We start from the raw sequence: 23,216 nt of genomic DNA, 5'->3' as shown, positions 1-23,216 counted from the left end.
TTGATTACTCAAAAATTAACGATTGTTATCGTCTTCTTGAGCATCATCAAATTTTGTTTCGCCATCAAAGTTTGGTGTAGAAGTCGCACCAAAGCCACCTTGACCACCAAAGCCACCTTGACCACCGAAGCCACCTTGACTGCCAAAACCTTGACCGCCACCGAAGCCACCTTGACCGCCAAAGCCACCTTGACCACCGAAGCCGCCTTGACCACCGAAGCCACCTTGACCACCGAAGCCACCTTGTTGACCACCGAAGCCGCCTTGAGCACCAGCAGGAGCGCCTGCAGGAGCACCAGCAGGACGTGGATTACGTGCAGGTACAACTGTTGAAATAGCGTGTTTGTAAACCATTTGGCTTACCGTGTTTTTTAATAATACAACGTATTGGTCAAATGATTCGATATGACCTTGTAATTTAATACCGTTGACTAAAAAGATTGAAACTGGAATACGTTCCTTACGGAGAGAGTTTAAGAACGGATCTTGTAAAGTTTGACCTTTAGACATGTTATACTCCAAAAAATAAAATCAGCGCAAAAAAACTATCTTTATTTTTCAATTAAAATTTATAAAAAAGATAGTGAGTAAATTTTGCTTTATCCATATAAGTTTCGCAAGTCTTCTTGAGCTTGCTTTATCGTCAAAAAAGTTTGAAAACTGTGCGCTTCTTGCAAAGAACGTAACCAAGTGTATTGACGTTTAGCAAGTTGTCGTGTTGCAAACAAACACTTGTCTTCCATATCTTGCTTAGATTTGAGACTTCTATCACTATTTTTAAGAAAATCTAAAGCTTGGCGATATCCAACAGATCTCGCCGATGGCAAATTATCGTTTAAATCGTATTTTTCAATCAGATACTCCACCTCATTTAAAAAACCGATATCCCACATTATTTTTAGGCGCAGTTCAATTCTTTTGTGTAATTCTACACGATCAGGTAATAGCGCATAATTATGAAAATTGTAACGATATGGCTGTTTTTTAGGCTGTTCAGCTTGAAGCTCAGTGATAGGTCGACCTGTCAGACGATAGACCTCTAGCGCACGTATAATGCGCTGACGATCACTCACTTTAAACTTCTCACCTGCCATAGGATCGACACGTTTTAACTCTTCGTAGACGCTCTCCCAACCCAATGCCATGGCTTCATTTTCAATTTGTTGACGTACCTTTTCATCAGCATTAGGGAGATTCGTTGCCAAGCCTTCCAACAGTGCTTTGTAGTACAACATCGTCCCACCCACCAAAATTGGGGTCTTACCGCGTGAATGTATTTCATCAATCAGCAGCGATGCATCTTCAACGAATTGAGCTGCCGAATAAACCTCGAGCGGTGTAATAATATCAATCAAGTGATGTGGATATCGTTCCTGCTCTTCTTTTGATGGCTTTGCCGAACCGATATCCATGTCCTTATAGATTAACGCAGAATCCACTGAAACAATTTCAAAATTACCGCGCTCATATAGCTCGCATGCCAAAGCAGTTTTCCCACTCGCAGTCGGCCCCATTAAGTTGATGACTGGCATTTGATTTGACATGTACAATTACTCTCCTCGAGCAAATAATTTATCTAATTGACTAAGTGGAAAAGCTCTCCAAGTCGGTCGTCCATGATTACATTGACTTGCAAACTCAGTTTGTTCCATCTGCCTCAACAGTGCATTCATTTCAGAAATACTTAACATTCGATGCGCACGCACTGCGCCATGACATGCCATCCCTGCCAAGATATGGTCTCTTTTTTGTTGTAAAGCACTGGCCTCATCATTGGGATCAAGATCATTCAAAAGTTCTGGGATTAATGCATTAAAATCAGCTTTGTGCAAAATAGCAGGCACACCTCGCACTATCACTTGCTCATCGCCATATTGATCAATTTCTAAACCAAGCCGCGCCAACTGAGGCTTAAGGTCTTCGATACGCGTGGCTTGCATGCGTGTAATTGAAATCACTTTTGGAATCAGCAACTGCTGTGATGTCCAAAATTCAGGTTTATCCCAAGCAGATTTCATTTGCTGCAACAAGATTCGCTCATGCGCAGCATGCATATCCACAATGATCAAACCTTCAGAATTTTGCGCCAGAATATAAATTCCATGAAGTTGTGCAATTGCAATCCCCAAGGGGAACTCATCAACTCTAGACGATGTTGATTCCATCTCAGCATCATGAGGAACTTCAAAATTAGATGACGTTTCTTTCAAAGGTGCCAAATAAGACTTGAGTGCATTACTGATATTAGAATTTGAATAAGGCTGGCTCGGCGCACTATATTGAACTGACTGAGGCTGTTTAACACTAAAATCTGTTAAATACCCCTCATGACTCGATTCCTGCAACGTCTGGGACATAGGGGGCGATGCTGGAGCATTTTGATGCAGATTAAATTGCTCTTGATAACGTGGTAACTGTACTGATGGTGCGATGACATCTTGATCAAGCTTTAAAGCCTGGGCTAAATCCGCAGTCGCAGTTTGAAATTGCGACAAAGTTTCTTTGGCAAAATGACGTACAAATTCGTGTACTTCACGTTGATTCAAAAATCGAATTTCATGTTTAGTCGGATGCACATTCACATCAATAAATTCAGGATCAACTTCTAAGAACAACAAATAAGCTGCATGTTGATGCCCATGCAAGATGCCATCATAGGCCATTCGCAAAGCATGAGAGATTGTTTTATCTTTTACGATACGACCATTCACGTACACATACTGCAAATCACTTTGTGCTCGAGCATCAGAAGGATGACCTAACCATCCTGATAAGCGCATATTGACACTATCAGCATCGATCCAATACGCATTTTCAGTAAATTGTCGACCTAAAAGCTGCTGTACACGTTGAAATCTGAGTTGACCACTGTCTGCGACAGGCAAATTTAAACGAATAGCACCATTATGTTCCAGCACAATCCGAATATCGAAATGCGTTAAGGCTAAGCGCCGTACGATTTCTTCAATGTGACCAAATTCCGTATTTGGCTTTTTTAAAAACTTTCGTCTTGCTGGCACATTAAAAAATAAATCTTGTACACGTATGTGTGTGCCTTGCTGAGTAGCAACAGCTTGAATCTCTTGATGATCAAAGGCCGTGCCGTTTACTTCGACCTGATAACCAATTCCTGAATCATCACGACTACTGGTCAAGGTCAAGCGCGAAACAGCAGCAATGGAAGCCAAGGCTTCTCCGCGAAAACCTAAGCTCACAATTGCATGTAAATCTTCAGCAGTTTGAATTTTACTGGTCGCATGACGCATGACCGCAAGCGGAAGATCCTCAGGATGAATCCCTTTGCCATTATCGATAATCTCAATCAGCGTACTACCGCCTTGTTCGACTCGAATGATTAATTCAGTCGCACCTGCATCAATGGAGTTTTCTAGAAGTTCCTTCACCACTGATGCAGGACGTTCAATTACCTCTCCCGCAGCAATTTGGTTTGCTAATGCAGGAGATAAGGTTTGAATTCGATTCAAGCTAAGATCATGCGCCATAGATTTATTTAAAACTGTGTCTTTAATTTTGCGAGTAAAGCTTCATCATTTGAAGAAATCGTGACATGACGCACTGACTCATCATCAGATTTCTCAATATTCAAGATAACATCTGCTTCTGGAATTTCGTCACCACCTTTAGAGGGCCATTCAAACAAGAATAGCGCATCAGCAATATCCAGATAATCACGAAGACCCATCAACTCAAGTTCATAAGGATCATTCAAACGATACAAATCAAAATGAAAGACATCCTGCTGATTGATTTTATAGGGTTCAACCAGTGTATAAGTCGGGCTTTTAACCGCACCACGATGACCTAAATTTTGCAGCCAATAACGCGTCAGGGTGGTTTTACCCGCACCCAAATCTCCAATGAGGTATATGACACCCTTTTCAATACACTGCCCTAAACATGCAGCTAATTTTTGAGTATCTGCTTCATCATTTAAGTTGAGTTGAAAAGAATATTGCATCTGGATCACATTAGACATCTGTTGAAGAGGTATAATAGCATGCTCCTGAACAGTGCCTATCTAGACTTGTTCAAAAACTCATTCATCTGATCATTTTTTTATTCTGTTGTCTTGTTATGCCAAAATCAAATTCAGAAAGTGCCCCAAGTTTTACGCCACCGATGATCAATGGTGTAACAGCCAGCAAAGTATTTCTTCCAAATCTACAAATCTCCCCGATCACGATTTATGATTTTCTCATTCAAGCCTTTTCTCATATAGACGCACTGGAATGGCAACAACGCTTTCAAGATGGTCTTATTTATAATGCAGATGGCAACAAACTTTCCATCAACTCGGCGTATCAACCCAATTCTCATATATTTTATTATCGTTTTTTAGCAGACGAAATTCATGTTCCATTTAAGGAAAAGATTTTATACGAAAACGATGATCTGCTCGTGGTGGATAAACCTCATTTTTTAACCATGAGTCCGACAGGTCAATATGTTCAAGAAACCTTATTGGTGAGATTAAAGCAGTTCACTGATAATCCTCATCTCACTCCGATTCATCGTTTAGACCGCGAAACAGCAGGTGTTGTTTTATTTTCAAAAAAAGTTGAAAGTCGCGGAGTATATCAACAACTTTTTGCAGATCGTAAAGTATCCAAAACATATCAAGCCATCGCACCTTACTCAAAAGACTTAGTCTTTCCACGAACAGTTGAATTGCGCATAGAAAAGGGAAATCCATTTTATATAATGAAAGTATGTGAAGGCGTTACCAATTCTGTCACTCAAATTGACCTGATAGAACACAACTCACAGTGGGGACGATATATTTTGAAACCGCTGACTGGTAAGCAACATCAACTTCGCGTTCACCTCAATGCGCTCAATATTCCAATCAAAAATGATCCTTTTTATCCGGTAATCGCGCATAAAGCTGAGGATGATTTCAGTGCTCCGTTGCAATTACTTGCTGATGAGCTTCAATTTATTGATCCGATATTAAATATTGAAATGCACTTTAAAAGCACGCAAACACTGACATTGTAGATTCATTGTAATGACAAATTTATATAATTTTCACGTTCAGACATTGAAATTACATTTACTTAGATTAAAATAAGCACTTAAATTTAGAGTCGTTTGGTTTTAATTCATGAGAAAAACAGAAGTTTATCAAGTTCGACTTGACTCACAAGAAAAAAAACAAGCCTTTGCAGTTTTTAAGCAATTGGGGATTACACCAGCGCAAGCAGTGCGTTTATTTTTCAAACAAGTTGTACTGACAAAGTCCATTCCTTTTGCAATCGAAAATCAAACGATCAACATGGATCAATTGTTGAAATTCAAAAAGCTTAAGCAAGAACAACAAGATTCCAACACTACAACTTCGAGTTTAGATGACGACGATTTTTTTGCAGAATTGAATGCACTTTTGGGTGAAAGCGATAAAGATTAATTTTTGACATAAGTTAACTTTGTCGTATTTTTAAACAATTTAATTTACAGCGCCCTGCGCAAATATGTTTAGCTCTTCATCATAACAACATTAAAAATAATGATCTGAGGAGAGCTCAACAGTGATAGTACGGAAAGCCACAACAGAAGATCTCAATCAACTCGCTGTACTTTTTGATGAATACCGACAGTTTTATGGTGCATCATCCAACATTCAACAATCCTATGATTTTCTAAAACAGCGATTCGAAAACCAACAAAGTGTTATTTTTATTCACATCAAAAATGATGTAATCACTGGGTTCGTGATTCTTTATTTAGGTTTTTCGTCCCATGCTTGTTCAAGCTACTACATTTTAGATGATGTATATGTCACTCCAATTTATAGAAGACAAGGTTCAGCTAAACAACTCATTGACACTGCAATTTTGTTTGCACAATCCGAAAAAGCCAGTCGAATTTCATTAGAGACACAACGAAGTAACTTTCAATCTCACCAACTTTACGAAAAGATGGGCTTCGTCAAAGACAATGAATTCCAAACCTATCATTGCTTTCTATCTTAAGGCATTACATAACATATCGTCTTGAGAATAGAGTCTTTAGCATTGATGATTTAAATCTCAAGGAGTTGAGCATCAGGACTTTGATTTTTTGCGGCGAGTATTTGCTGTTCAGTGAGATAGCAATATTCACCTTCAGCAAGCTGATCTAATTTTAATTGTCCAATTTGCAGTCGATGCAATGATTCAACATGATTTCCCACAGCAGCAACCATACGCTTTACTTGATGATAAACGCCTTGATGCACTGTAAATTGTAGGTGTTGTTCGCTTATGAGTTGAATGTCTGTTGCTTGAAACAATCCTGTTTCATTGCGAAGCTCTACACCTTGACCCAATTGAATGATTTGCTGCTCAGTGACTGGATCTACTGTATGCATTTGATAAACTTTAGGAACATGTTTTTTAGGATGAGTCAGCGCTTGCAGAAATTGTCCATCATCTGTAAGTAACAATATACCAGTCGTGTCTTGATCTAAACGTCCGACAGTTTGCACTCCCCTTTGCAACAATATGTCATCGATTAATTCAAACACGCTGAAGTGATGCGTCGCTTGATGCGAGCATTCATAACCTACAGGTTTATTGAGTGCTATATAAACTTTTTCACGATAAGTATATTCATCGTTATACACGTGGAAGCTAAGACCTTGAAGCTTCAGTTTATATTTCGGGTCCGTGATCACAGTACCATCGATGACCACTGCACCAGCTTTAATTAATTGTTGACAATATTTTCGTGATCCAAAGCCTTGAGACTGTAACATTTTTTCCAGAACCATGAATCACTTCCATTACTTACAATATTCGTTGAAATTTAAAGGATGCCATCTGAATGCAGACTTTAAATCAGTTAAACTATTATAACTTTCAAGTTCTGTCCTGATAAGCACTGGATCTTCTTTATGTCTCAATTAGACCTCAATTTAATCGTTCTAATCATTTTATTGGCATGTGGAATATTCAGTCAAAATACAGCTGTCACAATTGCAGTCGCAGTACTTATTGTTTTTCGTATCACCCCTTTAAACGAGTATTTTCCATTGCTTCAACAGCATGGTTTAAATATCGGCATTATTATCCTCACTATCGGCGTACTTACGCCAATTGCCAGTGGCACCATTCCGGGTAAAGATATCCTCAAGTCATTCTTGAGCTTAAACTCAATTTTAGCCATTGGAATCGGGTTATTGGTTGCATGGTTAGGTGGTCGTGGCGTAACGCTTATGGCGAATCAGCCAAATATTGTCGCTGGACTTCTGATTGGTACTGTAGCAGGTGTGGCTATTTTACGTGGCGTCCCTGTTGGACCTTTAATTGCAGCAGGAATACTTTCCATTATTATTGGCACTTCTTGAAACAGGTTGCTTTCACGACTGAACAGTCATTTCACAAACGCAACAGTCATTATTTGTTGGTTTGATCTTTTAGAACTGCAGTAAAGTATTTTGATTACGGATACTTGCACAGTTTAAATTATGCAAAAAATTAAAATTATTCGTCAGGATCAATACGAACTCGCTGCTACCTTTTTTCCTGCCGAGCATTCAAAGCGTCTTCCCGTCTTGGTGTGCCCTGCCACTGGAATTACTCAAAAGTTTTATCATCGATTTTGCGAATGGCTTAACCAACAAGGCTATGCCGTAATGGTGTTTGATTTTAGTGGTATTGGTGCTTCTCTTTATGGCCCATTGAAGCAATCCAAAGCAAGTATTGTGCAATGGGGACAGTTAGATATTCCCGCTGCGATTGATCAACTCTTACAACTCACTCATGCCAAGCAAGTCATTCTTGTCGGTCACAGCGCCGGCGGACAACTCATTGGGATTACCCCCAACCATATTAAAGTTGCAAAAGTCGTTGCAATTGCAGGTTCGACTGGGCATGTAAAAGGGCTCAAAGGTCGTACGAAACTACTTGCCCCTGTGATGTTTAAAGGTATTTTTCCTCTCGCACGTATGATGCTCGGTTACGGCCCTACCCAAGCCATTGGTATGGGGGAAAATCTACCGAAAGATGTTGCACGTGACTGGACTCAATTTTGTAGTCAACCAGGCTATGTTATTAATGCGATTGGCAAAACGGTTACCCTAGATCAAGATTATCACAAAGAGATACGAATTCCTGTCACGGCCATTTGGGCAAGTGATGATGAGATTGCAACCGAAGCAAATGTTCAGGATTTACTTCGTTTGTATCCTAATGCACCTACCGAAGCGATCGAACTCAAACCCAAAGAGCTTGGCCATAAAGCGATTGGACACATGATGATGTTCAAACAGTCGCATCAAAATATTTGGCCGATGATCGAATCTCAACTGCATATTTAACTCCCCATAAGTAAAAAAACCGCCTTAAAGGCGGTTTTTTAAACTTGCTCTATCCCAATATCCCAATGGAGAGCTGGATCACTATCGCATTTACAATATCGATGAAAAATGCACCTGTCAGTGGAATGAGTAAGAATGCTTTGTGTGAAGGACCATAGGTATTGGTTACTGCTTGAATATTGGCAATAGCCGTTGGCGTCGCACCCATACCAAAACCACAATGACCTGCTGATAAAACCGCAGCATCGTAGTTGCTCCCCATCACCTTAAATGTCACAAAAGCAGTGTATAAAATCAATACCAGCATTTGCACAATCAGAATCGTGACTAACGGACCTGCCAAATCTGCTAATAACCACAGTTGTAGTGATAACAATGCCATAGATAAATAAAGTGATAAAGATGCATTTCCAAACACGTCAATCGCACGATCAAAGATATTTACTTTGAATACATGTTCAAGCAGATTTCTCAAAATCACACCTGAACCTAGCGCCCAAACAAAGGTTGGAAGCTCAAACCATTTACCCTGACTAAAATCTGTCATTAAGTTTGCCGTGAATATACAAAGTGCAAACATACCAAGGGTCGAAACCGCATTACTTGCAGTAATTAAGCGTGTCTTTTTTGGATATTCAAATGGTGCAGATTTTAACTGATCATCCAATTGTGATTCGTTTTGATCATTGTCAATTTTGTTAGCCAGTTGATGACGTTTAATTAAAAATTTAGCAACTGGACCACCAACGATACCACCAATGATCAGACCAAAGGTCGCACTTGCCATACCCAATACAATAGCACCTTGAATGCCATGCTGAGTTTCAAGCACTTGGCCCCATGCACCTGCCGTGCCATGACCACCTGTTAAGGTGATTGAACCCACAATTAAACCAATAAGAGGATCTAAGCCTAAAACCGTCGCTAAACTTACCCCAACAATATTTTGAACGATCACAAATCCGATCACACAGAACAAAAATATAAATAGGGCTTTCCCGCCATCTTTTAATTTAACAAAATCTGCACCTAAGCCCACAGAGGTAAAGAACATCAGCATTAAAATGCTTTGAATTTGCGCATCAAATGTGGCACTGATATTAAAGAATTTAAATAAGATGAATGCTGTAATTGCTGCGACCAAACCGCCAATCACAGGTTCAGGTAAATTGTAGTTTTTAAAGAATTGGACTCGGTTGACAAGGTATCGCCCAATAAATAGAAAAAATACGGCAATCACGATGGTGCCAAAGGCATCAACTTCAAAATTCATTGTATTTCCCTAATATTTTAATTTTAATCAATTTTCACAAAGATTTTTGCTTTATTCAGCTACTGAAATGTAATTTTTCAATGATTTATAGGCAGTACATTTATTTGTACTGCACTGTTGGTTTATTGCGATTGTTTTCTTCTTTGTTCTCGAATTGATTCGCGAACTCGATCTGGCTCGACTACACCTAGGTGGTGCTGATTGTAATAGCGCTGTTTATCGTATTCAGACATGTTTACTGTTTCATCTTTATATTTCTGATAACGTGCGTCTTCTTCTGAATCAGTATTTTTAATCTCCACGCTTGAACATGCAATGAGCGATAGACTGATTAAACTTAATGTGAGTATGCTTTTCATTATATTCATGCTGTTTTCATTTTTGCTTATTCTATTTATTTCACCTTTCTAGATTGTTGCTGTCTGTTTTATTTATGGTTATGGGCTTGTAAGATTTTCGCAGTAGTCGATTTGAATTTATATTCGATTCAGCATGACGAATCTATGTGAATGTGTTTTAATGCAGGCAGTATGAGATGAGCCTTATATGAGTATCACGTGAGTGGTACGACTAGCCCCGTTAATTTTTTAATTACGGGGCTTTTTCATGGGCTTTCTTTTTCGGTAGATGACGGTTTCTCCATATTTTTGAAACACCCACTCTTTAGCTTGTTGGTCGGTGATATTTTCAAAAACGTAGTAGTCATGATCCCATGCTTCTTGATGGAAAATGACCTTCTTCGTATAAGTTTCATTCTTTCCATTGGTGATACAAACAAAGCTGTCGCCTTGGTCTTTAACTTGTGTTCCGTTGAGAAAACCACCAATACAGAGGAATCGTGATTGTTTGGACATATACGGATTCAATTTTAGAATTACGACTAATCTTACAAAGATCTTATTTACAGCATACTTGAATAAAAAATTATTTATTTTTGATATGATAAACGCTTAAAATAGAATCATTAGGTATTTCCATTTTTATATACTTTCCATTTTTCACAAAACCAATAAATGTATTTTTACCACCACCCCTAAATAAAATATCGACATTAACAATTTCTGTATATCCTTCATCAACATTTTTCTTTTTTAAAATCAAATTTGAAAACTCATTTTTTACATAAATTCTACTTTTCATAACTCTAACATTTGATTTTTCCATTGAGAAGTTGATTATTTTTTCAATTACATTATATTGACCACCCATTACAAATGGAACTATTAAAAAAGCTATCAGAAGAATTGATAATACATTCTTTTTTTCTCTACGTTGATTTTCTAGTAATAATTCATAATCAGTTGTAATTTTTGACTCATTATGCAGAATTTTAGCAAGATAGTTATATTCCAAAGAGACATTGTAAATTAATATATAAAATATATAGAAATATATACTAACCAGCCCATAAAACAGTAATCCTAAAGAGTTCTCTTTAACATATACTATTAACAAAAAAAGTATGGCGACTGGATAGATAAAAAAATTATTAATTTTTTCAACTTTAGGAATAATTATAGGATTTTTAATATTTATCTTCTCTTTAATATAGCTTTTTACTTGATGTGGTAAAAATGAATAAATTAAAAATATAAGATCAAAAAAAGCCTTACCTTGCATCCACAATAATAAGAAAATAAGACAAAAAATTATACCTATTACAGTCGATAGCATAAGTAAAAGTATTCCATCACCTAGTGCAAATTCACTTGGTAGATATCCTATTTTTAATAAATAATAAACTAATCCTACACCACCTATACCTGCCCCAAATTTAATCAGATTAATAAAAGAATTACTGAGCTTAGAAAAATTTTCGAGCATTAATAAACTTCATGGGTTCATAATATTGACTTTTTATTTATATAAAATAAGGGCTGATTACTCAGCCCTTATCTTATACCGCTTATTGCTTAATTATTAATCAATTAAGACAATTGAGCAGCAGCAATTTTCTTCGTATCAACGTCTTTAGCAGCGTCTGTATAGTCGCTCATTTGATCGAAGTTCAAGTACTTGTAGATATCCGCAGACATGCTGTCGATTTGAGCAGCATACTGTTGGTATTCTTCAGGCGTTGGCAACTTACCAAGTACCGCAGCAACAGATGCAAGCTCAGCAGAAGCCAAGTAAACGTTCGCACCTTGACCTAAACGGTTCGGGAAGTTACGAGTAGAAGTAGATACAACAGTTGTATTTGGAGCTACACGTGCTTGGTTACCCATACATAATGAACAACCTGGCATTTCTGTACGCGCGCCAGCTTTACCATAAGTATTGTAGAAACCTTCTTCCATCAATTGGCGTTCGTCCATACGAGTTGGAGGAGCTAACCAAAGACGAGTAGATAAAGAACCACCAGGTACTTTGTCTAAAAGTTTACCAGCTGCACGGAAGTGACCGATGTTCGTCATACAAGAACCGATGAATACTTCATCAATTTTGTCGCCTTGAACGTCAGAAAGAAGTTTTGCATCATCTGGATCGTTCGGGCAGCAAAGGATAGGTTCTTTGATGTCAGCAAGGTCGATTTCATACACTTTCGTGTATTCAGCATCAGCATCAGCTTTAAGAAGTGATGGGTTCGCTAACCATTTTTCCATGTTCTCAACACGGCGTGCCATAGTACGAGCATCGCCATAACCTTCAGAGATCATCCACTTCAACATTGTGATGTTTGAACGAAGGTATTCAGCAACTTTTTCTTCAGAAAGTGTGATCGCACAACCAGCAGCAGAACGTTCAGCAGAAGCATCAGAAAGTTCGAATGCTTGCTCAACAGTTAAGTCAGTTTCCATTTCTGATAAGTCGATCTCTAAGATACGACCAGAGAAGATATTTTTCTTACCTTTCTTCTCTACAGTTAAGTCACCTTCTTTAATTGCGTAGTAAGGAATCGCATGTACTAGGTCACGTAAAGTGATACCAGGTTGCATTTTACCTTTGAACTTCACAAGTACAGATTCAGGCATATCAAGTGGCATAACACCAGTTGCTGCAGCGAACGCTACAAGACCAGAACCCGCTGGGAAAGAAATACCGATTGGGAATCGAGTATGCGAGTCACCACCAGTACCTACTGTATCTGGAAGAAGCATACGGTTTAACCAAGAGTGGATAATACCGTCACCTGGACGCAGTGATACACCACCACGGTTCATGATGAAATCAGGAAGCGTGTGTTGCATTTGAACGTCAACTGGTTTTGGATACGCAGCAGTATGACAGAAAGATTGCATTACGAGGTCAGCAGAGAAACCTAAGCAAGCTAAGTCTTTCAATTCGTCACGCGTCATTGGACCTGTTGTATCTTGAGAACCAACAGTTGTCATCTTAGGTTCGCAGTAAGTACCTGGAAGTACACCTTGACCTTCTGGAAGACCACAAGCACGACCAACCATCTTCTGAGCAAGCGTGAAGCCTTTGCCAGTTGCAGCTGGTTGCACTGGAGTACGGAACAAGTCAGAAGCAGGAAGACCCAATTCTTCACGTGCTTTAGTAGTCAAACCACGACCAATGATCAAGTTAATACGACCACCCGCACGTACTTCGTCTAGAAGTACTGGAGTTTTTAACTCAGCTTCAGCAATTTGAGCGCCATCTTTGAACGCTGTAACTTTTGCAGTCGCTTTGTCAATCTTCAACGTGATTTCGTCGCCCATGTTCATGTTTGCAACGTCGATCTCAACAGGTAACGCACCAGCGTCTTCCATAGTGTTGAAGAAAATCGGAGCAATCTTAGAACCTAAGCAGTAACCGCCTTCTTTCTTGTTTGGAATGTGAGCGATTTCGTCACCAAAGAACCAAAGCACAGAGTTTGTTGCTGATTTACGAGATGAACCTGTACCAACAACATCACCCACGTAAGCAACAGTATTGCCTTTCGCGATTAATTCTTTGATTTGAGTTAATGGACCAACTTCACCTGGAACTTCTGGCTTAATACCATCACGTTCGTTTTTCAACATTGCGTTAGCGTGTAACGGAATGTCTGGGCGGCTCCAAGCGTCTTGAGCTGGAGACAAGTCATCTGTATTTGTTTCGCCAGTAACTTTGAAAACTGTAAGTTTGATTTCTTCTGGAACGTCTTTACGGCTAGTGAACCATTCAGCGTCAGCCCAAGATTGAAGCACAGCTTTCGCGTTTTCGTTACCTGCTTTTGCTTTATCAGCAACGTCATGGAACGCATCGAAAACAAGAAGTGTTTTCTTAAGCGCTTCAGCAGCTAAAGCACCAAGCGCTGCGTCTTCTAATAATTCTACTAAAGGAGCAACGTTGTAACCACCAAGCATAGTACCTAGTAAGTAAACCGCACGCTCTTTAGAAACTAATGGAGAAGTCGCTTCACCTTTCGCCAAAGCAGCCAAGAAAGCAGCTTTTACGTAAGCAGCTTGGTCAACACCTGCTGGAACACGGTTTTCAAGCAAATCAACTAAGAATGCTTCTTCGCCAGCTGGTGGATTTTTTAATAATTCAACTAATGCAGCTGTTTGAGCGTCATCAAGTGGCTTCGGTGGGACTCCGAGTGCGGCACGTTCTTCAACGTGTTGGCGGTAAGCTTCTAGCACGGTGTTATTCCTCTTCTTTAAAAAATTACTTGCAATATCCTGCTTATAAAGCCTGCAAATAATATGGACTGCTAAATTTTACTAAAATTCCGGTTAAAAGTTAATGCAAGAAGAGTGTTTCTTTGTGATGACCATTATTTTCTTACTAAATGATCTCTCTTCTGATTACTCATTGTTCAATATGTTGTTTTATCGAACAATTCTGACATTAACATGAAGCTTTTACGGATCTGAAATAAATAAAAGGCAACAAGATGTTGCCTTTTAAATCCTTTTTTGACTATTCAACCTTAGTGGACAGTCGTGCGATCTAAATATTGTTGCAGACTTTCTCGTGTTCCTTCGAATCTGACCAGAATTTCATCATCATGTAACATGCGGTGTTCGGCACAGGCAAAACTAATGTGTACCTCATAAATTTTGGCATGTTCATTGATCATATTTTTAAGATAGACTCGATCCCCTAAACTTAGGACATAATGGCTGCCATTAATTACAGCAACACCATTGGCATCTTCAAGCAGAAGATCGGCATTATTCAGGTATGCGACCACTTCCATTGTTCCGCTCCTTTTGTTTATTTATCTTATTTTTATATAAGCTTTTCTATTTTAATGCTAATCAAAATTTGTAATTAATTTCGAAAAAAAAGGGAAACTTACGCTTCCCTCTTTTTTATGATCGATCTTATTGCGGCGCCTTAAAACTGTTTGTAGTCAGGCAGATTATCTTTATCGTAAGGAGTGGCTAAACACTCATCCGTTGCTTCTTTTTTGAATTTAGCCATTAATGCATCACGATCCAATTCTAATTGATTCGCAGGATAAGCATAGACCTTCTCAATTTGAGCATCTACGAATTTCTTCGTCGTCGGATCGGTCAGTTTAGAAGCATGTTCGACCGCCGCAGTTTTCTCGATACCATTTTGACGATCTAGCAAAATAGAGCGTGCAGCATTACCAATACTGGTACAGTAACCATGCCAGACTTCTTCAGGGGTTAGTGGCTTTTTTTCTTCACAAGCACTGAGCAAAACGGCTGAACCAAGTACAGCACCCAGAATCACGAATTTGTTCATACATCTCTCCTGTTGCGGCTATGATAATCGAGTTAAACCGAATAGGAAATCGTGTAATGACATTTCTCGTTCATTAACCGCAGCTTGAACGAATAATTTTATTCTGATCATCCACGGTTACTGTAATACGATCATTTCGATAATCCATAGTAACCAGATCATTTGGTCCGACCCGGCGAATAATTTTGGCTTTGGTTTTATTCAAAATCTGTTGATCATCAAGATTATGCATACCGACTATTTTTTTCGCTTCTTCAGGCTTGCAAATATTTTGATGATGTCTAAATAACTCCCATTCTTCTACTACAACGCCATCTGGCAACTGGCAATAACCCACTTGACCATTTGCCTCATCGCGTATTTCTAATTTTCCACCTTGTTGAACACAAAATTTGCTTGCAGGATTAGCCATTCCAATTTTTGGAGTAAGTTGCTCAGTTTGAGTGGTTTGACAGCCCGCCATGAGTGTTGCCGCTATCATCGCGATGAATATTGCAATTGTTTTCATTTTTTAATTCTTTCTTGTCCGATAAATTTTAAGTCTAGCATTTTAACAATAGGGCTTAAATTTAATTTCGGTTTATACATTGAATTAAAAAGGGCTTCGATTGAAGCCCTTTTACCTTTTAGAATCGCCAATTGTAGAAAATATCAATGGCTTTTTCTAAAGACTGACTTGCTTCCAGATAGAGTCTTTGGTTCATCTGATATCGTAGCGTCAATTTATTGACTGGCGTAAAGACACCAACACCATAACGGATATATAAATCAGGGGTCAGATAACCTGTCACACTCACTTGAGTATCATCGCCTGTTCCTTGCGCATCAAGAGCAAGACCACTTAACCCAAATGTCTGTCCAATTTGATTGGTTAAAGCACGTGTACCACCAAGCCCTAAACTAATCCCCGCTGCAGCAATGGTATTGTTCACATCTGATTTAAAGCCTTCTGCTTGACTCAAGCTACTAGAACCTTCATTGATTCGACCTGTAATCAAGGCATTCATCGCCTCTTGTTCAGATAATCCCGCATCATTAAATACTTGGATATTTGGACTACTTGCGGTTCCAGTAACACGCACACCAACTGTACTGCCTGAAATGAGTTTACTTGCTTCAACCCCAAGGGTTGGGTTAGACAATGCACCATTGAAACGCGCAATTGCACGACTTAGTTCTAAAGACTGCCCATAAGCTTCAATAGTAACGCGCTTACTTACACCAATCGCACCATTGGCACGCATGGCAGTTTCTAAACCGCGTTGCGTTAAGTAAATTCGCCCAAGCAATGGAATACGACTATTAAAGCCTTGGAAAATCACTTGGTTTCCTAAATTTAATTCTAAGTCAGCGCGGATATCCCATGGCTTTGCAGCCTTAAGTAACGCGAGTTGATTATCACCTTCACGTACCACTCGAACATCGGCGGATAAAGGCACTACGGATGCGCTCGATTCTGGCATTGAAATCAGCGCACGCGGAACTTCAACTTTACCATTCAAAGTTAACTGCTTACTGACAGGACGTGCATCTAAATCCATTTCAGTGTTCACAACAGCTGTGATTAATGGTGCTTGGCGAATAAATAAATTATCACCTTTGAGTTTTAAACGAATTCTAGGATCATTTTTCCAATCGATATCACCCGTTAACTTACCCACACCTCGACCACTATTGAAAGCGCCATCGATCGTCGCTTGGTTTTGACGAATAGATGAATACAGCTGAATATTCGTGAGATTAACAGGTAACGAAATCATGCTGATTGAACCATTTTTAAGTCGCATTTCGCCGTTAAATAACGGTTGAGTCAATGTCCCACTGATTTTACCCGCAAGGGATAAATTACCATCGATTTTACGCACATCCGCAATGAATGGTTTTAAAATTTTCAGTTGTACTTGACTCAGAGCAACTTCACCACGCATTGGTTTCGAATCAACAAATGGATTCACCACAACATTTGCATATCCAGTCCCAATATTCGGAGCTTTCAAATCAGCACGAAGTAATAATCCTTCACGAATACTTCGTGCAATAAGACTTACTTCATCGTAGTTCATCGTGGTGCTGATATCATCTGGATCGGCAGCTGCTAGACCGACAACACCATTACGCGTAACAAGTTTGGCATCGATTTTTGGTTGAATGCCTTGCCCCCAAGACGCTTTAGCATAACCATCCAATTTACCCGTAATTGCGAAACCTTCAGGCATAAATGCGGCAAAGTCACCAAGATCTAAATTCCGACTCACAAATGAGGCGCTACCTTTGGTCTTACTCACACGTAAGGGCTGATCAAAGCAAAGCTGGCTTTGATTACTGGTCCAGCAATGAGCACCCACAAATAATTCTGTTTTCGCAGTATTATAAATCACAGGGGCAGATTGGGCCTGTTTCAAATGCGCGCGTGCAGAGTCAAAGTCACCTTTTTGAATTTGACCTAACCAATCATTCGCAGGATTAAATCCACCTGCCAGTTGAACATAAAATTTAGACAGCTTGTTCGAGGCTTGGACTTTCAATAAATGTGCTTTTCGCGTGCCAGCAATTGAGACTTCAGCGTTTTGAATCTCACGATTGCCACTTCTTAAACTGTCCATTCTTGCAGTTAATGCAGTAGGCACTGTGTCTGAAGTTGGTAATTCCCCTTGGATGTTGAGTGATTTGATACTGACAAGATCATTGAAACCAAAGTTATTCACCTTTACATTCGCAGTTGCGGACAATCTCGGTTGAGACTGCACATTAACAAAACCTTGCGCACGACCACGTAAACCAGGATAAAGCTCAAATAATGCAGGTGCGTCAATTTTAACGCGAAGATTCTGAGCATTCCCTTCGGCTTGAATCTGATTCTGCGCATACACAAAATACAAATTATTGGCTTCAAACTGTTGTGGCAAGAAACCTGTCTGATTCGAATTAAGAATAACAGCAAGATTACCTTTTGCTCTCAGCGGTTTTTTATTGATCATGCCAGCGAGGTTGAGTCGATCAATATTAATTTTTTTCAAACGATCTGACCAAACACCATCCGTTTTGACATTACCTGAAATTTCACCTTTAACACTTGAAACAAAATAATGAGGCTTAAAGCGTATTAAAGAAGCATTAATGTCCCATCCGATTCCATTGGCTAAATTGACTAAACCATTGGCATTGATCTGACCCGCAGCACCCTGATGTTTAAATTCGGAAATATTGATGCGCTGAGGTGTGCCTGCTACACGTATTTTAAGCTGACCATCCCCTTGTGACAGTTGGCTTGCATGTAATGCACCATCATAATTTACTGCGAAGCCTTTAAAACCACCACCCGACTTTTCATCATGTAGAAGAATGGCTGCTGTACTTGAGCCAGTCAGCTTAATTGTTTCCGGTGGATTTTGATTGGCAAGTTGACCTGAAACATTGATCTGATTTAACTGAATAATTTGCTGGTTAGGTCGAGCAAAGCCGCTCGCTTGAATTTGTCCATTTAATAAATTTACAGGAGCAGCAGCAGTGATGGTTTGCGGATTAAAGTCTTTTGCATTAAGCACCGCATTCCATTTCAACTGTCTTTGATCAGATGGTAATTCAACCTTGGCATTTGCTTGTAAAGATCCTTTTCCATCTGCTTGATAGATAAATGAAGGAACATGAAGATCATTCCCTTTAAGGTCTAATTGGGCATTGTATTTTCCAGCTGGTAAAGTTCCTTTTTCATTTGCACCAACTACGGTTGCCACATGAATATTTTGTTGACCTTCAACTAAAGCAAGTTTTACATCCCCAGACTCACTACTCAACCAACCAATGTACGGAACAGCACGATCAATATTTTTCCAAGCGACATCTAGCAACATTGGATTCGGTTTATTATTTTTTTGTTCAGCTTGATTAAGATTTAAATTCCATGTTTCATATTGGTCGAAATCAATAAGTGCTGTGAGAGCTAATCCCTTCTCTAACGAACCTGCTGAAGCGATTTTGGCATCCAAACGTTCTGGCAGAAAATCTTGCACCACTTGTGGAATCACTTTATCTTTTGGATTGATTTTATCTAAGCGACCTTGCACATCCCAAGTGACTTTATCCTTCCACCCGACGACACCCACAAGATTCAGCGCCCCGTTCATCAATTGACCATTCAGGTTTGAAATATTCAATTGATTGACGAGATCTGTATGCGCAAGCGCAGTATATTGTCCTTGAGGAATATTTTTACCAGAAATATCGGTGTTAATATCCAAATTCAAACGTTGGATATCTCCAGAAAACTTAGCAACACCTTGTTTAGATAAAAGCTCCTGCTCTAGCATTAAAGGCCAGTGATAATCTTTAAAGTTTAAAGCACCCTGCATTGGTACATTTTTTCGAACTGGATGTACCACTGTCCAACCTGTTAATAAATCAGGGGTACGCGTGGCAATGCCCGCTTGAATGGTATCTAAAGAGCCTTTTGCATGGAGATAAATATCCTCAACGTTGATCGACTTTAAAGATGGGAGTCTTACAACTGCTTGCGCATCTAACGGATATTTACCTTTAAAATCCATCTGACCTGTTGCATTTTTTACAGACAAATAACCCATATCAAACTGCGAGTCTTCAAACTTAAGCTCAGTACCTGACCATAGTGCTTCGTTTAGGATAATGTCATTAAATTGCACGTTAGAACTTGAAGTTTGGATCACCAATTGATCGATATCGGCATGATCAACACGTAAAACAAAAGGGAGTTTAATTTCACTAAACTTAAATGGCTCATCACTTGGCGGTGACTTGTTAATGACACGCAAATTTCGGACATCGGCACGATTCAAATGAATTTCTTTATCTAATATGGCACGCCAACCCAAAGTGACATCAGCTCTATCAATTTTCACATCAACTGATTTCAGCGTCACCAATACATTTTTTAGAATAATGCCTTGAAGTAAATTTCCACCTTCATATTCATACTGAATAATCTGTTGAGTGGACAAAGCACGGTCAAGTAAGAATTTACTGCCTTTGTCTGTTGAAAACATTACGGCAAGCGAAGCCACAAAAAAGATCAGAATAAATAAAATGATCAGCAATACACGGCGTAATAAACTTCGCTGTGGCGTCACGTTTTGATCAGGTTGTTGCTCAGGTTGCTGCTCGATGTCTTCAGCCATACTTATTCCAAAAAATGTTTGAGTACTTTTATTATCTTAAATATTAAAGTTGCGGCCCGATAAAGAAATGTAGACGAATCGGTTTACCAGGATCAGATATCCCCGATGCCACATCTAGACGAATTGGACCAATTGGAGAGTTCCAGCGGATTCCTGCTCCTATGCTATATTCAGTATCATTGGTAAATTTTTCATCATAAGCATTACCAAAATCACTAAATAACGCTGCGCGCCAACCTTCTTTAAATTGGTAATTGTACTCTAAAGTCCCAATCGCACGCGCTTGACCTCCGACTTTATATCCAAATTCCACAGGGGACAAGCTCTTATAGTCAAAGCCTCGTAGACTTTGGTCACCCCCTTCAAAGAATCTCAAGTTATAGGGCACTTTTTGAAAATCTTCAGTGATGATATAACCGAGGTTTGCCCCACCAATGAATTGATGATCATTGTTACTGCCTAATGAATATAAAAATTTCCAGTTCGCATTTACAATCGCCATATCAGCATCGGATAGCAGGCTCTCACTCCCCAATTGGATTTTGTAGTTTTGTTTAAATCCTTTAGTCGGATTCAATCGATTATCACTGGTGACTTTAGTGGCTTCATAACCAAGTAATAAAGATTGCTGCTCATCATTACCCGTTGCAACGACAAACTCTGGGATTTCATCCCAATTGGTATCTGGGTCAAGTGTCTCAGGAATATCACCTTCAATCGTCATACGATCTACACGATAACGCACACCAAAAATATGCTGCCAATCACGACGCGCACCTTTAATAATTCTGTCAGCTCCGGCAACAGCGGATTCCACGATGAGATTTAATCCATTCCCAATTTCATCACGATCTTCACGCTCGTAACCACCAACTAGACTGACATAATCATTTAATGGGTGTTTATATGGAATATTATAACGACCATCAATTGATTGTCTGACTTGTGACAACTCTAAGTTTGCATCAAACGAATGACCACGATCATTCACAATAGAACGGCGGTACTGACTTCGTAAGCGCACACCTGTATCAGTACCATAACCAATACCCGCTTCAACACTATTTAATTTATCCGCATTCAATGTCACGATGACAGGGATTTTTTTCTCTTCACGTGCTAAGGCTTGTAAACGCTCAGTTTCTTCCTGCTTGGCTTGCGCTTGATTATCAGCATCATTACGCTCTTGCAAAGTACGACGTTCATTTCCACCCGCAAATTGAGTTTCATCTGCTACATTCTGCGTGACTTCTTCTGATGAACTTGCTTGTTGTTCAGCCTTTTCTTGACCTGTTAATAAACTTCGATCAATTTTTTGCTCATCCACTAAAGCCTGCAAATCAGGTGCGAGTTCAAGCGGCTTAATAATTGGATCAGGTTTAACAGCGTCAACGAGGCTATAGTTAAAATAACGTGAATTGGTTAAGTTGTTGGCTAATACATTTACACGCCATGCGGTAAAGTCTGCACCTTCTTGCCAAGGAGCTAATGTTCTTAAAATATCTTCACGAATCGGTAATTTTTTTGATGGATCACTCATTCTAAACTGCACATCATCCAGCTTATAACGTTCACCTGTTTCCATCTTCAAATTTATATCTGCTTGATTTTGAGGGCGGGCCAACATGACATCGTGCATTCGCCAATAATAATCAAAGAAACCATTGTTATTCGCCGCTTCAATGATTCGAGCTTTTGTCGCTTCATATTTACCATGATCGAAAATATCACCCACCTCCAAATCAGGAAGCACTCGAATCACTTGCAATTGAGCAAGATTCTGCCCAGGCCCAGTAAATTCAATATTTTGTTCTCGCACCACTACTGGATTATGAGGTGTGACATTGACACTTACTCGGTTATCACTGACTTTTTCAAACTTAAATTCAGCATCGTAATAACCTACGGCTTGTGCAGCTTGGACAGTCATATTACGGAGTTGCGGGACGGCAGCATTGAAATCTGAAAATGACTCAACAGTGAATGAAGATAACTTTGCTTTGATATTGTCAGCTAGTGGTTTAGGTGCACCCGTAACATCTGCGGTAATACGTGGCACAGCAGCGGGCTGATTAAGACGTGGAGGACGTATTTTGTAGAAAATGCGTTTAAACACATTTACTCTTTCTGGTTCTTTATTTTCAGGTTCTTGGGTTTGAACGGATAATGAACGTCCTTCCACATTTTCAGATACATCAATCTGACGATCTGACTGAATATTTTGCATCAACTGATCAATGTTGACTGGCGCTTTTGTTAACTCAGCCTCTGAAATGTCATTCGCAGGTAAATCTTGTACTTGAATTGCTGGAGTCATCGTCAAACCCGATCTGAAATTTTGCGCTTGCTGCTTGGCTTCTTCAGCGACTGATAAAATTTCATTGGCAAGTCGAGGGTCCACACTTTCTTCAGGCAGCAATTCCAAATCATCAAATTCTATCGGCTTGAATTGCTCTTGTGGACTCAATTGCTCTTGCTGCTGAAGCATTTCATAACTATTAAAATCATCTTGCCCACTCAACTGATCTATTTTTTGATCAATACTTTCAATTTTCTCTTTTGACAATCCCTGTTGCTGCGCAACGTTTTCAATTTTTTGTTTATTATTTTCGATGGCTTGTACGGATGTCGCAGGCTCAAGCTCCTGACTTGATACCACTGTGTCAGCTGCAAATAACACAGGTGAAGAAAGCGCACCTAAAAAAACACTTGCATATAACCATTTATTGATATCATTTGATATCCATGTGTGCTGTACACATTGGGAAAGTAATGATTTTTTAAATTGTGTTTTCGATGGCATACTGCGCTCTGAATACTTTATATT

The 23,216-nt window shown here is 39.3% G+C and carries 20 protein-coding genes; 5 read left to right on the top strand and 15 right to left on the bottom strand.

Going from position 1 to position 23,216, the window contains the following annotated elements; all coding sequences use genetic code 11:
• Positions 1 to 15 precede the first annotated feature (15 nt).
• The 4 genes from hfq to tsaE form a co-directional block, all read right to left on the bottom strand.
• Positions 16 to 510, bottom strand: coding sequence for an RNA chaperone Hfq (hfq, locus tag AC1M9D_RS02250; RefSeq protein WP_481611414.1), 495 nt, complete (start codon positions 508 to 510; stop codon positions 16 to 18).
• An 89-nt stretch (positions 511 to 599) separates the two neighbouring features.
• Positions 600 to 1,544 (bottom strand): tRNA (adenosine(37)-N6)-dimethylallyltransferase MiaA, encoded by a 945-nt coding sequence (gene miaA, locus AC1M9D_RS02245; protein ID WP_481589849.1) that lies wholly within the window; start codon positions 1,542 to 1,544, stop codon positions 600 to 602.
• Between the two features lie 6 nt (positions 1,545 to 1,550).
• Positions 1,551 to 3,503 carry a DNA mismatch repair endonuclease MutL gene (mutL, locus tag AC1M9D_RS02240; protein ID WP_180027668.1) on the bottom strand — a complete coding sequence of 651 codons (1,953 nt, stop codon included), beginning with the start codon at positions 3,501 to 3,503 and terminating at the stop codon, positions 1,551 to 1,553.
• Positions 3,504 to 3,511: 8 nt separating this feature from the next.
• A complete protein-coding gene (tsaE, locus tag AC1M9D_RS02235; RefSeq protein ID WP_481592995.1) occupies positions 3,512 to 3,979 on the bottom strand; it encodes a tRNA (adenosine(37)-N6)-threonylcarbamoyltransferase complex ATPase subunit type 1 TsaE in 468 nt (155 codons plus the stop codon).
• A gap of 116 nt (positions 3,980 to 4,095) precedes the next feature.
• Here tsaE and AC1M9D_RS02230 point away from each other — a divergent pair, with 116 nt between their 5' ends.
• The 3 genes from AC1M9D_RS02230 (at position 4,096) to AC1M9D_RS02220 (ending at position 5,993) form a co-directional block, all read left to right on the top strand.
• Positions 4,096 to 5,019: an RluA family pseudouridine synthase gene (locus tag AC1M9D_RS02230; RefSeq protein WP_481611413.1), complete on the top strand. Its 924-nt coding sequence runs from the start codon at positions 4,096 to 4,098 to the stop codon at positions 5,017 to 5,019.
• A 106-nt stretch (positions 5,020 to 5,125) separates the two neighbouring features.
• Positions 5,126 to 5,428 (top strand): type II toxin-antitoxin system RelB/DinJ family antitoxin, encoded by a 303-nt coding sequence (locus AC1M9D_RS02225; RefSeq protein ID WP_481611412.1) that lies wholly within the window; start codon positions 5,126 to 5,128, stop codon positions 5,426 to 5,428.
• Between the two features lie 121 nt (positions 5,429 to 5,549).
• Positions 5,550 to 5,993 (top strand): GNAT family N-acetyltransferase, encoded by a 444-nt coding sequence (locus tag AC1M9D_RS02220; RefSeq protein WP_035264628.1) that lies wholly within the window; start codon positions 5,550 to 5,552, stop codon positions 5,991 to 5,993.
• A gap of 50 nt (positions 5,994 to 6,043) precedes the next feature.
• Here AC1M9D_RS02220 and AC1M9D_RS02215 read toward each other — a convergent pair whose 3' ends face one another.
• Positions 6,044 to 6,772, bottom strand: a complete 729-nt coding sequence (locus AC1M9D_RS02215; RefSeq protein WP_481611411.1) for a pseudouridine synthase — start codon at positions 6,770 to 6,772, stop codon at positions 6,044 to 6,046.
• 123 nt (positions 6,773 to 6,895) lie between these two features.
• Here AC1M9D_RS02215 and AC1M9D_RS02210 point away from each other — a divergent pair, with 123 nt between their 5' ends.
• Entirely contained in the window at positions 6,896 to 7,348 is a 453-nt protein-coding gene (locus AC1M9D_RS02210; RefSeq protein ID WP_092766204.1) for a DUF441 domain-containing protein, read from the top strand.
• Between the two features lie 120 nt (positions 7,349 to 7,468).
• Complete coding sequence (locus tag AC1M9D_RS02205) at positions 7,469 to 8,320, top strand: alpha/beta hydrolase family protein (RefSeq protein ID WP_481611410.1); 852 nt, start codon at positions 7,469 to 7,471, stop codon at positions 8,318 to 8,320.
• A gap of 49 nt (positions 8,321 to 8,369) precedes the next feature.
• Here the strand turns inward: AC1M9D_RS02205 and gltS are convergent, their stop codons facing one another.
• The 10 genes from gltS to AC1M9D_RS02155 form a co-directional block, all read right to left on the bottom strand.
• Positions 8,370 to 9,593, bottom strand: coding sequence for a sodium/glutamate symporter (gltS, locus tag AC1M9D_RS02200; RefSeq protein ID WP_481587009.1), 1,224 nt, complete (start codon positions 9,591 to 9,593; stop codon positions 8,370 to 8,372).
• 122 nt (positions 9,594 to 9,715) lie between these two features.
• A complete protein-coding gene (locus tag AC1M9D_RS02195) occupies positions 9,716 to 9,961 on the bottom strand; it encodes a hypothetical protein (protein WP_481606987.1) in 246 nt (81 codons plus the stop codon).
• 219 nt (positions 9,962 to 10,180) lie between these two features.
• Positions 10,181 to 10,447, bottom strand: a complete 267-nt coding sequence (locus AC1M9D_RS02190; RefSeq protein WP_481611409.1) for a hypothetical protein — start codon at positions 10,445 to 10,447, stop codon at positions 10,181 to 10,183.
• Between the two features lie 70 nt (positions 10,448 to 10,517).
• Entirely contained in the window at positions 10,518 to 11,417 is a 900-nt protein-coding gene (locus tag AC1M9D_RS02185) for a hypothetical protein (protein WP_481611408.1), read from the bottom strand.
• A 104-nt stretch (positions 11,418 to 11,521) separates the two neighbouring features.
• Positions 11,522 to 14,161: a bifunctional aconitate hydratase 2/2-methylisocitrate dehydratase gene (locus AC1M9D_RS02180; RefSeq protein WP_481588371.1), complete on the bottom strand. Its 2,640-nt coding sequence runs from the start codon at positions 14,159 to 14,161 to the stop codon at positions 11,522 to 11,524.
• A gap of 290 nt (positions 14,162 to 14,451) precedes the next feature.
• Positions 14,452 to 14,721, bottom strand: coding sequence for a hypothetical protein (locus AC1M9D_RS02175; protein ID WP_180027656.1), 270 nt, complete (start codon positions 14,719 to 14,721; stop codon positions 14,452 to 14,454).
• A gap of 140 nt (positions 14,722 to 14,861) precedes the next feature.
• The gene (locus tag AC1M9D_RS02170) at positions 14,862 to 15,239 is read right to left on the bottom strand and encodes a hypothetical protein (protein ID WP_180027655.1); all 378 of its coding nucleotides are present in this window, start codon (positions 15,237 to 15,239) and stop codon (positions 14,862 to 14,864) included.
• A 73-nt stretch (positions 15,240 to 15,312) separates the two neighbouring features.
• A complete protein-coding gene (locus AC1M9D_RS02165; protein ID WP_180027654.1) occupies positions 15,313 to 15,747 on the bottom strand; it encodes an I78 family peptidase inhibitor in 435 nt (144 codons plus the stop codon).
• 118 nt (positions 15,748 to 15,865) lie between these two features.
• Positions 15,866 to 20,389 carry a translocation/assembly module TamB domain-containing protein gene (locus AC1M9D_RS02160; RefSeq protein WP_481611407.1) on the bottom strand — a complete coding sequence of 1,508 codons (4,524 nt, stop codon included), beginning with the start codon at positions 20,387 to 20,389 and terminating at the stop codon, positions 15,866 to 15,868.
• Between the two features lie 43 nt (positions 20,390 to 20,432).
• On the bottom strand, positions 20,433 to 23,192 hold the full coding sequence (locus tag AC1M9D_RS02155; protein WP_481611406.1) for an autotransporter assembly complex protein TamA: 2,760 nt from the start codon (positions 23,190 to 23,192) through the stop codon (positions 20,433 to 20,435).
• Between the last annotated feature and the right edge of the window lie 24 nt (positions 23,193 to 23,216).

The sequence above is a fragment of the Acinetobacter sp. ANC_7682 genome, from assembly GCF_056779795.1.
Note: the sequence above shows the minus strand (reverse complement) of the source record. Positions and strands in the feature narration are given on the sequence as shown.